The organism is Variovorax palleresanus, assembly GCF_051144945.1.
Classification (GTDB): Bacteria; Pseudomonadota; Gammaproteobacteria; order Burkholderiales; family Burkholderiaceae_C; genus Variovorax; species Variovorax paradoxus_S.
The window spans coordinates 1,794,298-1,806,844 of record NZ_JBJNVP010000002.1; the positions used below are offsets into that span (position 1 = coordinate 1,794,298).

Sequence of the window (12,547 nt, forward strand, 5' to 3'; positions counted from 1 at the left end):
AATGCTGCTCGCGGTGGCCTGCCTCGCGCTGCTGCTCGCAGCCGCGGGGCTGCTGCTGTGGCAATGGGCCAAGGGCCGCCAGGCACGCCAGGCGGCCGCACGGCACCTGAACCAGCAGATCCAGGCAAGCACGGCCGCCGGCGCACCGGCGCCGATGCCGATGCCTTTGCGGGACCCCGCCAACGACAACCTCATGGCGGGCGTGACCTCGGACCCTTGGCTCAACACCGACGCAGGCAACACGGCCGCCGCACCCGCCGGGTTGCTCGAAAAGGCCCTGCCCGAATGGCTGATAGGCGTGATCGCTCCGCGCACGGCCGCACTGGGACTGGCCGTCATCGTGGCGGCGGCCGCACTCGCCGGCCTGCTTGCCGGCTGGGTGTCGGGCCTGAGTGCACTCGCGCTGCTGGCTGTTCTTTCGGCCTTCGCGGTCTGGCTGCGGCTGCAGAAGTTCCGCCGCAAGCTCGTGAGCCAGCTGCCCGCGTACATCGACGCGATGGTGCGGCTGATCACCATCGGCAACTCCACGCAGGCGGCGTTCCAGCTTGCGATTGCCACCACCGAGGCGCCGCTGCGCGGCCAACTGGAGCGCTCTGCATCGCTGGTGCGCGCGGGCATGGACCTGGATCGCGCCCTGCACCAGACGGCCAGCAATGTGCGCATCGAGGAAATGTTCCTGCTGGCGTCCATCCTCGGCCTGGGTGTGCGCTACGGCGGGCGCTCCGACCTGCTGCTGGAGCGCGTGGGCAACTTCATGCGCGATCGCGAGCAAGCCGAGCATGAGCTGCTCGCCCTGTCGTCCGAAACCCGGCTTTCCGCCTGGATTCTCGGGTTGCTGCCTGTGAGCGTGGGCGCCTTCTTCATCCTCACCAATCCCGGCTACTTCATGGGAATGTGGAACGACGGGACCGGACGCGTCATGGTCCTTTCCGCCGCGGGCTTTCAGCTGTTCGGTGCGGCACTTCTCTACCGGCTGGCGAAACTCACATGACCTTCACCACCAACCAGCTGGCGATCATCAGCCTGGCGCTGCTGGCCCTGGGCCTGATGGCCGGTGCCGGCGCGCTGATTGCCGCGGAGTTGCGCCGCACGCGCAGCGGCAAGGTCATCGGCCGCGCCATCCAGCAGGTCACCACGGCGCCGGGCGGATCCGCGGCGTCCGTCGATGCGGCCGACGGGTTCAACGCCTCGGCAAAGCCGGACATCGAGTTGCCGTTTCACTGGCTCGATTCGCGGATCGGCCGCGCACTTGTGGCCAACGAGGACCGGAACCTCATCGATCAATGCGGCTTTTCCTCGAAGCGGGCCCAGCTGGTTTTCCTGGTGACCCGCATCCTCTTCACCTTCCTGCTTCCCTTTGCCGTCTACGTGCTGTGGAGCGCGGGCCGGCCGCAGCGCACCGTCACCATCGTGCTGGCGGTCGCGTTCGTCATCGGCTTCATGGCACCCAAGTGGGTGCTCGGCCGCATCGCCGCCAAGCGCCGCGAGCGGGTGAACCAGGAGCTGCCGCTGTTCATCGACCTGCTCCGCCTTCTGCAAGGCGTCGGGCTGAGCCTGGACCAGAGCCTGCAGATCATGGCCAGCGACTTCTCGCACGTGCTACGCGTGCTCGGCTACGAGCTGACCTTTGCCAACAACCAGTACAGCCGCGGCCGCAGCCGCGAGCATTCGTTGCAGCGCCTTGCAACCTTGCACAAGAACGAGAACCTCCGCGGGCTCGTTTCCTTGCTGGTGCAGGTCGACAAACACGGCGGCGCCGTGCAGGAACCACTGCGCATCTTCAGCGACCGGCTGCGCGAACACCGGCGTTCCGAAATGAAGGAACGCATCGGAAAAATCACCGTGAAGATGACCGCTGTGATGGTGACCACGCTGCTGCCGGCGCTGGTCATCGTCACGGCGGGGCCGGCCTTTCTTGCCATCTTCCGCTCACTTGGAGCCGCCGCCGCAAAATGAAAACCACCCACCTTCGCACCAGCCCGCGCCCTGCTTACCGCTTGCTGGCTTTGGCCTGCGCGGCGGCCACGACGCTCGCCCTCACCGGCTGCGCCGGCCTCAAGGACCAGTACGCCGCCAGCACCGATGCGCAGCAGCGCATGGCCGCCGAAGCCGCGGCGGACACGAAGGCCGGGGCGGCCGTGGACACGCAGGCAACCTATCTCAAGCTCGTCGAGCAGATGCAGAAGGAAGACCTGTGGTTTGCATCGCTCGCGCACATCGACGCTCTGGAACAGCGTTGGGGCGTGTCGCCCGAATCCACACGCACGCGCGCTGAAGCGCTGCGCCAGACCGGGCAGGCTGCGCCCGCCGAAGCCGCCTACAAGCGCCTGCTGGCCACGCCGCTGGCGAGCGCGGGCTACCGCGGACTGGGCCTCCTGGCAGGTATGCGCGGCAACTATGCCGAGGCGGTCCAGCTGCTTGCGCAAGCGCAGCGCCGCACCCCGACCGATGCGCTGCTGCTGAGCGATCTCGGCTACGCGCACCTGGGCGCCGGCCAGATCGAAGAAGCGCGGCTGCCGCTGATGCAGGCTCTGCAGTTGCGCCCCGACAGCGCCCAGGCGCAAGCCAATCTCGCACTCTATCTGGAAGTGACCAACCAGCCCGACCGGGCGGCAGCGCTGATGGATGCCCACCGCATGCCCCAGCCGACACGCCTGGCCGTGCGCGAAGCGGCACTGCAGATGCGCGCATCGGGCAAGCTGCCCGCACCCGTTGTTGCTGCCGCAGCGGCGGGAGCTCGCGTCGAACCTGTTCTGACGCCCCTTGCGCTCAAACCGTCCCGATGGAGCGGCGCGGGCGGCATGAGAACCGCGAGCCAGACGAACCCTTCGGCCTCGGTATCTGAAGCGCCGCTTTCACTGAACTCGACCTCGCGAGGTACCCCATGAACCACCAGCTTGCCGAGCGGATCGCGTTGACGGCCGCACTCTTCTTCGTGGCGACCACCGCCTTGGCGCAAGCCGTGCCGCCGGCACCGCAGCCTACGGAAGCGCAGGAGGCCGAGGCCGAAGAGTTCGAATCACCGCCACCGCTGCTCATGGGCGATGCAACGCAGAGCCTGCTCGCCTGGCAACGCAGCGGAGAAATCGCTTCGCGCACGCCCCGGCCCATCGCCGGCAACGTGGCCAGCCGCAGCTATGAGCGCTACATCAAGAGCTTCGAGCATCCGATCCCGGAGCAGCTGGGCTCCACGGTGACGAAGTCGAAGGGCGGCGGCGGCGCCTCTTCCGGAGGACGGTAGTCAAAGAGCCGACTCTCGCCGCGCAAAGAAAACCACGATGGAAACACGCAGCCACGCAAAGCCCGGACATGTCCAACACGGCGTGTACGCGATCGAGTTTGCGTTCGTGTTCCTGATCGCCTTTGCGCTGCTGTACGCGGTGATTTGCTACGGTTTCTTGTTGACGATGCGCATGAGCCTGCAGAACGCGGCGGAAGACGGTGCCCGTGCAGGACTGCGCTATCAAAGCAGCCTGGAAGCCAGAAAAACCAAAGCCAACGACATTGCCGTAGAGCGCAGCAACTGGTTGCCCGCGGGCCTGAAAGCGAACCGGAATATCGAGGCAAGAATTTGCCTGGCTGGAACGGACGACTGCTCGCAGGCGTCGCCCCCTTGCGGCCCGGAATGGAACAACCGGTGCCAGGTGGTCGTGACCGTCGCTGTCAGCGGGATCGATACGTTGTTTCCCGCGTTCCCGAGTTTTGCGGTCCCCGACCGAATTGCGGGCCAGGCCAGCATGCTGCTCGACGGGAGGTCGTTGTGAAGTCCGTCCAGCTGAAACTCGAACGGCCTGTGGCTCGCCGCCAGCGAGGCGTCGCTGCCATCGAGTTTGCGCTCGTCTTCGGTGTTCTGTTCCTCGGTATCTATGGCCTCGTGACGTTCTGCGGGGTTCTGTACGTCCAGCAGGTTATCTCTCGCGCGGCCGAAGACGGCGCAAGAGCCGCTCAGTCCTTTCGCAGCGACACGCCGATCGCCGACCTGCGGACGAATGTTCGAACGGCGGTGTACCGGTCGCTGGCACTCTCGATGATTACGCCAGCGTCCGAGGGCGCCGCCCCTTCGTCAAAAGAAGACTGGCTCCGGGACAAGATGGCGGGCACCCCTCCCGAAGTGACTGTTTCGTCGGGAGAAATCGCGGTGAAAGTGACTTATCCCTACCGCGCCAATCCGCTGCTGCCGGCCGTTCCGCTCACCGGAAGCTGGATGCCCGAGCACCTGCTTGGCAAGGCCACGGCCGCCAGATCCTCTTCATAGACAGATGCGAACGATGCGGGCATTCAATCGAAGAACAGCACGGCGGCAAGGCGGGTCGGTGGTCATCACCGCGATCATCGCGTTGAGCCTTCTGGTCATCGTGCTTGTCGGTGTTGAACTGGGCTATATGTTCTTTCTGAAACGCGAGCTTCAGAAGACAGCCGATCTTGCTGCGCTGGCGGGAGCGCAGGCCTTGCTACCCGCAAGCTGCGGCGAGGCAACAACCGCAGCAGTTGCGAACGGCGGGCAGAACATGCCGCAACTGATGACGCCGATCACAGCAGCAGAAGTCCAATGCGGCAACTGGGACCCGACCCTGCGTCCAGCGCCCCTTCACTTTGGCACACCCGAGAGCGGGCAGATCCTCAATGCCGTGCGGGTAACACTCACCAGGACCGCGCCACCGTTGCTGCCGAATCTGCCGGGCAATCAGTCTTCCGCCATCAGCGTCGAAGCACTCGCGGCCAAGAAGCAGCCACTCGCTTCACTGAGTATCCGCAGCACGATCGCAGCTATTGACACCCAGCGTTCGGTCATTTTGAACGCGCTCTTCGGCGGCATGCTCGGCGGTTCTCTCGACGTGTCGGTCGCCGGCTGGCAAGGTCTGCTCGACACCAACATCAAGCTGCTCGATTTTCTCGATCAGCTCAAGCTGGATCTCAACATCAGTGCAGCCAACTACGACGAAGTGCTTGGCACCAATGTGAACGCCGGCATCCTTTTGCAAAGCATGATCACGGTCATGGAACGCGGGGGCAGCAGCGCCAGTATTGCGGTGCAAACGCTGCAGCAACTTCTGGCAGCGTCGGCCGGGTCGCCCGAGCCGCTTACCGTCGGCGAACTCCTGAACATCGCCGCAGGCACGGATGCCGCCGGGTTGCAGACCGACCTGCAGCTCTTTCAACTCGTTCAGGGTGTGGTGCAGCTCGCGAATGGCAAGAACGCACTTGCAGCCGACATACCGGTCGATGTTCCGGGGATTGCCGGCATCACCGCCAAGGTCCGAGCGATCGAGGCGCCGCAGGTTTCGGCGATCGGCAATCCTTTGCTGATCGATTCGAATCTGGGTGTGAACGATCCCAACAAGATTTATGTGCGGACGGCGCAGATTCGCTTGTTGCTGTCGCTGAACTTGAGCGGGTTGGGAACGGCGGTTTCCGACGTAATTTCTTCCGTAACGACGGTGCTGTCGCCGCTCATCAGTTCCCTGGCAAGCGTAGCGACGCTGGACATTGGAAATATCTTGTCCAACCTCATCGGCGTGATCGCCTGCGCAGGCTCATCTTGTCCGATAACACAGGTCGTCTATGTGGAGCCATTGCCCGAACCCATTGAAATCAGCATCAGTTCCGGCAATGGAGAAGCTCTTGTCACAGGCCATACGTGCGGCACAGACGAGAGCAAGACGCTGAACGTCCAGGCCTCGACCAACATTGCCCAGCTCAACATTGGGAAAGTGTCGAATGCACTCTCCTCCTCACTACCCGCCACGGCAGAGGCGGTGGGAATCTTGGGAATCGGCTACCGCGAAGCCAGGTTTGACTCCTGCATCCTCTCGATTTGCTCCGGTCCGAAATGGAAGACTGCCAGTGGCACCTTCATCAGCGACAAGCAAAACGCCAAGAAGAATGTCATCTCTGAATTTAGGCTCGTTATTAACTCGGGAGTCGGAGGCAGCGCAAGCAACGCACTGACGTACTCGGCGCCTTTGGCTGTTAACTTGCCAGAGATCGATGCGGCACCTTATGACGGCACCGGGTCCGATCCTTCGTTCCAGCCGGTCAGCGCGCAATCACTTGTCCAGGGTTTGAGTCCCGCGCTGGCCGGGATACAGATTCAACATTACCCGGGCGATGCCAGCGGCATGCTCGGTCCCCTTGTCAGCGGTATCTTGAACCTCGTGAGTGGCCTGCTCAACACCGTGCAGACCATCATCACGAATGCGCTCTCCCCTTTGCTCGACCCCGCAGTCAACCTGCTTCTGGACTCGCTCGGCATCGACCTCGCGAAAGCAGAGGTCGGGGCTCGACTTTCCTGCAACCGGGGTGCCGAGCTTGTCTATTGATATACGTATTCCCCTGTCATGAGCGCTCCCCCCAACTTCGACGAACTCGACCTCTTTGTCTGGGAAGGCAAGGCCGACATCCTCGACCGCATTGCTCGGTGCATGGCGAGCTTCGACGTCGAGGTGATCCGGGCCGACGGCATGCCGCCTCCTCAGCAGGAGCGCGGCACGGCGCTTCGGCCTTCGGTCGCGATCATCAGCGTCACGGTCATTGACGGCGGGGGCCTGGCACACGCGACCGAACTGCTGCAAGGCATGCCGGTGATCTGGGTGGCCGCGGCTTCTCGCGACCGCGATTCACGCACGTACCCGCCCGAGTACCTGCACGTTCTTCCCTACGACTTCACCTGTGCCGAGCTGCGCACGATGGTCGCCAAGCTGGTGCGGCAGCTGCGGGCGCGCGACGTGGCGCCGCAGGCGCCCGATGTGCTGGTGGCGCACTCGGAGGCGATGAAATCGCTGCTCGCCGAAGTGGGCGCCTTTGCCGACTGCAACCACAGTGTGCTGGTGCGCGGCGAAACGGGGGTGGGCAAGGAACGCATCGCGCAGCAGCTCCATCTCGGCCATCAGCACTACAGCAAGGGCGCGTTCGTGGCGGTGAACTGCGGCGCGATTCCCGACGGGCTGTTCGAGTCGCTCTTCTTCGGCCACACGAAGGGCTCGTTCACCGGCGCCGTGCATGCGCACCGCGGCTACTTCGAGCAGGCGACGGGCGGCACTCTGTTCCTCGACGAGATCGGCGATCTGCCGAAGTACCAGCAGGTCAAGCTGCTGCGCGTGCTCGAGGACAACGCGGTCACGCGGCTGGGCGCCACGGCGCCGGTTCGCGTCGACTTTCGGCTGGTGGCCGCCACCAACCGCAACCTGCGCGAGATGGTGGCGAGCGGCGAGTTTCGCGCCGATCTGTTCTATCGGCTCGCGGTGATCGAGCTGCATGTGCCCAGCCTCGAAGATCGCGGCGAGATCGACAAGATCGCAATCTTCAAGGCGCTGCTGGCCAATGTGCTGGGCGACGAACTGGAGGCGTTGGGCGAAACGCCGCACTGGCTCAGCGACGCGGTCGCGGAGACCTACTTTCCGGGCAACGTGCGGCAGCTGCGCAACCTGGCCGAGCGCGTGGGCGTGATCGCGCGGCAATTGCACGCATGGGACCAGAACCTCATCCAGCGGGCCATTGCGCTCACGCGCGGCACGCCGATGCCCACTGCAGGCTCGGCCGACAGAAATGGGCACAACGGTGGCGGCAACGGCATCGGGCTCGATGGCAACGGCGACCGCAAGGGTTGGAACGGCAGCGAGCGTAACCGCATCATCGCGGCGCTGGAGATCAACGACTGGAAGCGTCAGGACACCGCGCAGCATCTGGGCATCAGCCGCAAGGTGCTGTGGGAAAAGATGCGCAAGTATCAGATCCTGGACGGCGAACCGGGCATCCCCGAGGACGCCTGAGCCCACCCCGGCTTACTGACGGATCGCCAGGCGATCGGCTCGGCGCAGCGGCGGGTTCGATGCGGTCGCGGTGGCGCCGCGGTCGGTCACGGGTTCGCTGGCACAGCTTGTGTTGCTCGAGATGCACAGCGCGGTGAGCAGGCCGTCTTCGCTCAGCGCGGGGCGGCCCGGCGGTCCGAAGATGCGGTCGATCCAGGCATTGCTCGCATCGGGATCGATCCGCAGCTCACCCGTGGTGCGTGCAAGGCGCAGCTCGCTGATGCGAAGGTCGAACACGGCATCGACATAGTCGAACAGCAGGTTGTAGTAGTCGAGCTGCGCGTCGAGCACGGCCGGCAGCGTCTCGCGACCGAACTCCATCAGGCGGCGCCGGCCGCGGAAAGCCTGACCCGAGGTGCTGACGGCTTCCATCAGCTGCCGTTCGCGTTCGCGTCCGGACACCGTGCGCGACCATGAGGCCGACGTGAGTTCCAGCAGGTTGAGCTTCACGCCTTCGAGCTTGGCCTCCTGGTTGGCGACTTCGGCCAGCGCGGACTTCAACCGCAGTTGCCGGTCGAAACCGTTGCCAAAGTTCCAGTTGAGCTCGAAGGCGGCGCGCGTCGGGTCCTGCGGCGACACGCCGCGCGGGTCCTTGCTCTTGACGACCACCGCATCCACCGTCGGGTAGATGCTGGCTTCCTGCTGGTCGACCAGGGCCTGGGCCCGCGCCACGCGGCCCTTGGCCTCGGCGATCTCGGTGCTGCGTTCTTCCGCGCGCCGCAGGGCTTCGTCCTGCGAGGCGATGCGCCAGAACGCGGGCGCAGCGAGCACGGGCAGCGAATCGGTGTTGGGCGTGAACTTGAAATACGTATTGAACTTGGCCAGCGCCTCGTCGCGCTGGGCCTGAAAGTCGGACTCGCGGGCGGCCACGCTGGCACGGCGCGCGGCCGCCATGTTCAGGTCGTTCTCGCCGGCCGCGCCAAGCGCAACGCGGCGTGCTTCGGCTTTCGAAAGCTCGGCCACCACCTCGGTGGACTTGCGCGCGATCTGCTTCTTCAGGTCGAAGCGCTGCACTTGCAGGTAAGCGGTCAGCGCGTCGAGCACCACCTTCTGCGAAGTGGTCACCACGGCCTCGTCGTCGGCCTGGTTTCCCGCTTCGGCGGCGCGCACCGCGGCGCTCATGGCGCCGCCGTCGACTAGGCTCACGCGCGCCTCGGCGGTCAGCACGGTGTAGTTCTCGCTCCTGGCATTGGCCGCGCCGCTGTTGTAGGTGCCGGACGCAGTGCCCATCTTGAAGCGTGGGTAGCGGGCCTTCTTTGCGGCATCCACGCCAAAGCTGCTGGTGTTGGCGGCGGCCTGCGCGGTTTGCACTTCAGGGTAGTCCTGCGAGAGCGTGACGAGTGCCTGCTTCACGCGCTGGGCATAGCTCGCGGCACCGATCGAGGGCGCGGAGAGGCGTCGTGCGGCCGTCAGCTGCGCCGGCACTTCCTGCAGCTCCTGCGCGATTGCGCCCGGAGGAACGGCGAAGCTCGCGCACAGTGCCGTGCACAGGATGCCGCGGCCCACTCGGCGCCGGCCCGTCAAGATGCTCGCCCTCATGGTTCGCGGAAGGCTTCGCGCCGCAGCTTGAGCACAGGACGAAGGATGTACCAGATGAACGGATCGGTCCCCACCTTCAGGTCGACCTCGGACTCCATGCCGGCAGTGATGCGGTTCTCCGGCTGTCCCACGTAGGCCTGCCCGGTGCTGATGAGGATGCGGTAGTAGGGCGCCGCATTGGCAATGGCCGGATCGCGGTCGGCATCGGCGGCCACCAGCGTGACCTTGCCTTCGACCGCGCCGTAGCGCAGGTAGTCGTAGGCCGTGACCTTCACGCGCGCCGCCTGGCCCACCTCGACAAAGCCGCGGTCGTTCGGGTTCAGGCGCGCCTCGATCATGACCTCGTCCTTGTCGGGCACCACTTCCATGATCGCCTCACCAGGCTTGATGACCCAGCCCGGGCTGCCGCTGCGCAGCCCCTTGACGATGCCGTCGGCGGGCGCCTTCACGATCGTGCGCGAGCGCTGGGTGCGTGCGCGCGCCAGGTCTTCGCTCAGGCTTGCGAACTGGCGCTCGACGGTCGCGAGTTCATCCGATGCGCGGCGCCGGAACCGGCCTTCGGCTTCGGCCATCTTGGCCTGCGCCTCAGCGATGGCCGCGCTGGCCGAGATGGCACCCTGGCGCGCCACGGCCAGCTCGCTTCGCACGCCCTCGACCTGCCTGCGCTTCTCGAGCACCTCGACCTGCCCGACCAGTTTTTCGCTCAGCAGCTGTTCAGAGATTTCGAGTTCCTTCTGCATCAGCGCCAGCCGGTCGTTCAGACCTTTCACCTTGGCCTGCTGCTCAAGCTGCTTGCTGCGGGCCTGCTCCAGGCCCGACACCGCGCCGGCCATCACGCCGCGCTGCTCGAGCGCGCGCGCTTCATACGCGCCGGCTTCGCCTTCGAGCACGCTCGCGTCGATGTCGGTGGCAAAGCTCTCGCGCTTGAGCGCCTGGCCGCGGCTCTCGGCCATGAGCCGGACGCGGGTGGCCAGCGTCGAGGCATGGCGTGCGCTGAGTTCTTCGAGGTTGAGGCCGCTGCCGCCAAGGTCGATCTCGACCAGCGACTGGCCCTGCTTCACGCGGTCGCCTTCCTTCACCAGCACGTTGCTGACAATGCCGCCTTCCAGATGCTGGATCGACTTGACGCGGTCCGACGGAATCACGCGGCCCGGCGCCACCACCACGGTCTCCATGGGAAAGCCCAGGCCGACCACGGCCAGCACCGCGACCACGCCGCCGATCACCCATTGGCGGCGCCGGCCCTCGGGCGATGCATGCGCCGCGCGCTTCTGGTCTTCGTCCTGCAGTATCTGCGGAAGATCTGATTTCAAGTCGCGGTCCCCATTGCTCTTGTCTTCAATCGATGGGCTCACTCAAGCCATGGAACGGTTCGCGGCGTTGCCCTGCGGCAGCGCCTCGGCGTCGTCGCCGCCGGCAGCGGAATCGCCCAGCGCCACCAAGGCCTTCTTGACCCCGAACAGCTTCGGCACCATGACCGCCGCCGTTCCCTGTTCGACGTTGCCCTGCCCCGTCACGTGATAGACCACGGTGGCGGCCGAGACGATGCGCAGCGAGTGCGTGACCACCACCACGGTGCGCACCTTGGCCACCGCAAGCAGCGTGGCAAGGAGCGTGCGTTCGCTCTGAAAGTCGAGGTCGTTGCTAGGCTCGTCGAGCACCAGCACCGAGGGCTTGCGCAGGAAGCTCATGGCCAGCGCGAGCTTGCGCCGCTCGCCCACCGAGAAACCGGTGCCGCCTTCTCCGACCACCGTGCGGTAGCCGTCGGGCAGGCGCGAGATGAAGTCGTGCGCGCCCGAAAGCCTGCAGGCCGCCACCACCTGCTCGTCGCTCTGGCCCGGCGCCGTGCGGCGCATGGTGTCGATCAGCGGCCCGCCAAACCAGTAGACCTCCTGCGACAGATAGCTGATCCAGCGCGAGAGCTCTTCGCGCCCGAATTGCGAAAGGTCGTATTCGCCGATGCTGATGACGCCGCGCGTGGGCGCGTACAGGCCCGAGATCAGCTTGACCAGCGTCGACTTGCCGGCGCCGTTGCGCCCGACGATCACGTGAAGGCCGCCCGGCCCGATGTCGAGATCGACGTTCTCGAGCACCGGCTTCTGCGCGCCTTCCGTGAAGCTGAAGCTCACGTCTTTCAGCATGACGCGACCGAGCGGTTGCGGCAGCGTCATGCCCGAGGGCGGCTTTTCGACCGGCTCGGAGAGCACTTTTTCGAGCCGCTTTGCCGCTTCCTTCGCGGCGGCCAGCGAGCGCCAGCTCGACACCAGCCCGGCCACCGGCTGCAGTGCCTTGAGCGCCAGCATGTTCGAGGCGACCAGGCCGCCGACCGTCATCCATTGCTCCATGACAGACACCGCGCCCACGGTCACCACGATGACCGAGAACACCGTCAGCAGCACCGTGGTGCCGTCGCGCGCGGATTCGATCTGGCCGTTCTTGCTGAAGCTTTCGCCCAGCCAGTCGTTATAGGTCTGGCGCCACATCTCGATGGTCGGGCCGTCGTTTGCCTGCGTCTTGAGCGTCTCGCGCGCGTTGCAGATTTCCGAGGTCATGCGGTCGAGCCCGCGGCCGCGCTGCACTTCCTCGACGCGGCCGGTGCGCACCTCGTCGGCCCACCACCAGGCCAAAAAAGCCATGATGGCAAGGAACAGCGCCACCACCGGCAGCACGGGCAAGGCCACGATGCCGATCACCACCAGCGCGAAGATCGCCATCGGCAGGTCGAAGATCGATTGCGCGAGGCCGCCTGTGACGGTGCCGCGCACCGAGGCCACGTCGCGAAAGTACTGGTGCCAGATCGAGGCCGGACGCGCTTCGAGCGCGCGCAGCGGGCGGTTCAGCATCGAATGGAGCAGCGCCCCCGAAACACCGTGGTCGATGATGGCGCCCGCGTTGCGCAGCAGGCGCGAGCGCCGCGTGCGCATCCAGAACTCGATGCACAGAAAAAACAGGATGCCGCTCACCAGCGCGGCCAGCGTCGAGACGCCGCTGCGCGACAGCACGCGGTCGTACACCTGCAGCAGAAAGATCGAAGGCAGCAGGCCGAACAGGCTGATGGGCAGCGAACGCCATGCCGCGCTCTTCACCAGCGGGTAGGCAGCCCGGAACGCGGTGTGCAGCGCACCCGCGTACGGACTGGCACCTGGCTCCTCGGGCAGTTCGGCCACCAGCTGACTGGGCAAGAGAAACTTGATCATGGG

General features: G+C 65.6%; 11 protein-coding genes. 8 read left to right on the forward strand and 3 right to left on the reverse strand.

From position 1 onward, the window contains the following. Position 1 precedes the first annotated feature (1 nt). From ACJ7Z0_RS12280 to ACJ7Z0_RS12315, 8 genes are read left to right on the forward strand one after another with little or no spacing between them, the layout of a single operon-like run. Entirely contained in the window at positions 2–991 is a 990-nt protein-coding gene (locus tag ACJ7Z0_RS12280) for a type II secretion system F family protein (protein ID WP_434792656.1), read from the forward strand. After that, on the forward strand, positions 988–1,956 hold the full coding sequence (locus tag ACJ7Z0_RS12285) for a type II secretion system F family protein (protein ID WP_434790070.1): 969 nt from the start codon (positions 988–990) through the stop codon (positions 1,954–1,956). The genes ACJ7Z0_RS12280 and ACJ7Z0_RS12285 overlap by 4 nt, the downstream gene beginning before the upstream one ends. After that, positions 1,953–2,888: a tetratricopeptide repeat protein gene (locus ACJ7Z0_RS12290; protein ID WP_434790071.1), complete on the forward strand. Its 936-nt coding sequence runs from the start codon at positions 1,953–1,955 to the stop codon at positions 2,886–2,888. Before ACJ7Z0_RS12285 ends, ACJ7Z0_RS12290 begins: the two co-directional genes overlap by 4 nt. After that, positions 2,885–3,241, forward strand: a complete 357-nt coding sequence (locus ACJ7Z0_RS12295) for a DUF3613 domain-containing protein (RefSeq protein WP_434790072.1) — start codon at positions 2,885–2,887, stop codon at positions 3,239–3,241. Before ACJ7Z0_RS12290 ends, ACJ7Z0_RS12295 begins: the two co-directional genes overlap by 4 nt. Positions 3,242–3,278: 37 nt before the next feature. Continuing rightward, the gene (locus ACJ7Z0_RS12300) at positions 3,279–3,764 is read left to right on the forward strand and encodes a TadE/TadG family type IV pilus assembly protein (RefSeq protein ID WP_434790073.1); all 486 of its coding nucleotides are present in this window, start codon (positions 3,279–3,281) and stop codon (positions 3,762–3,764) included. Further along, positions 3,761–4,255 carry a TadE/TadG family type IV pilus assembly protein gene (locus ACJ7Z0_RS12305; RefSeq protein ID WP_434790074.1) on the forward strand — a complete coding sequence of 165 codons (495 nt, stop codon included), beginning with the start codon at positions 3,761–3,763 and terminating at the stop codon, positions 4,253–4,255. The genes ACJ7Z0_RS12300 and ACJ7Z0_RS12305 overlap by 4 nt, the downstream gene beginning before the upstream one ends. 58 nt (positions 4,256–4,313) lie before the next feature. Then, on the forward strand, positions 4,314–6,320 hold the full coding sequence (locus ACJ7Z0_RS12310; protein WP_434790075.1) for a TadG family pilus assembly protein: 2,007 nt from the start codon (positions 4,314–4,316) through the stop codon (positions 6,318–6,320). A gap of 18 nt (positions 6,321–6,338) precedes the next feature. Further along, positions 6,339–7,769 (forward strand): sigma 54-interacting transcriptional regulator, encoded by a 1,431-nt coding sequence (locus ACJ7Z0_RS12315; RefSeq protein ID WP_434790076.1) that lies wholly within the window; start codon positions 6,339–6,341, stop codon positions 7,767–7,769. Positions 7,770–7,781: 12 nt separating this feature from the next. Here the strand turns inward: ACJ7Z0_RS12315 and ACJ7Z0_RS12320 are convergent, their stop codons facing one another. From ACJ7Z0_RS12320 to ACJ7Z0_RS12330, 3 genes are read right to left on the reverse strand one after another with little or no spacing between them, the layout of a single operon-like run. Then, entirely contained in the window at positions 7,782–9,347 is a 1,566-nt protein-coding gene (locus tag ACJ7Z0_RS12320; protein ID WP_434790077.1) for a TolC family protein, read from the reverse strand. Next, positions 9,344–10,660: an HlyD family type I secretion periplasmic adaptor subunit gene (locus ACJ7Z0_RS12325; RefSeq protein ID WP_434790078.1), complete on the reverse strand. Its 1,317-nt coding sequence runs from the start codon at positions 10,658–10,660 to the stop codon at positions 9,344–9,346. Before ACJ7Z0_RS12325 ends, ACJ7Z0_RS12320 begins: the two co-directional genes overlap by 4 nt. A 42-nt stretch (positions 10,661–10,702) precedes the next feature. Further along, positions 10,703–12,544 (reverse strand): peptidase domain-containing ABC transporter, encoded by a 1,842-nt coding sequence (locus tag ACJ7Z0_RS12330; protein WP_431127687.1) that lies wholly within the window; start codon positions 12,542–12,544, stop codon positions 10,703–10,705. Between the last annotated feature and the right edge of the window lie 3 nt (positions 12,545–12,547).

Excerpts from the sequence above, each read along its gene's own strand:
- ACJ7Z0_RS12285 (WP_434790070.1), top strand. The coding sequence starts at position 988 with ATGACCTTCACCACCAACCAGCTGGCGATCATCAGCCTGGCGCTGCTG.
- ACJ7Z0_RS12290 (WP_434790071.1), top strand. The coding sequence starts at position 1,953 with ATGAAAACCACCCACCTTCGCACCAGCCCGCGCCCTGCTTACCGCTTG.
- ACJ7Z0_RS12295 (WP_434790072.1), top strand. The coding sequence starts at position 2,885 with ATGAACCACCAGCTTGCCGAGCGGATCGCGTTGACGGCCGCACTCTTC.
- ACJ7Z0_RS12315 (WP_434790076.1), top strand. The coding sequence starts at position 6,339 with ATGAGCGCTCCCCCCAACTTCGACGAACTCGACCTCTTTGTCTGGGAA.
- ACJ7Z0_RS12280 (WP_434792656.1), top strand. The coding sequence starts at position 2 with ATGCTGCTCGCGGTGGCCTGCCTCGCGCTGCTGCTCGCAGCCGCGGGG.
- ACJ7Z0_RS12320 (WP_434790077.1), bottom strand. The coding sequence starts at position 9,347 with ATGAGGGCGAGCATCTTGACGGGCCGGCGCCGAGTGGGCCGCGGCATC.
- ACJ7Z0_RS12300 (WP_434790073.1), top strand. The coding sequence starts at position 3,279 with ATGGAAACACGCAGCCACGCAAAGCCCGGACATGTCCAACACGGCGTG.
- ACJ7Z0_RS12330 (WP_431127687.1), bottom strand. The coding sequence starts at position 12,544 with ATGATCAAGTTTCTCTTGCCCAGTCAGCTGGTGGCCGAACTGCCCGAG.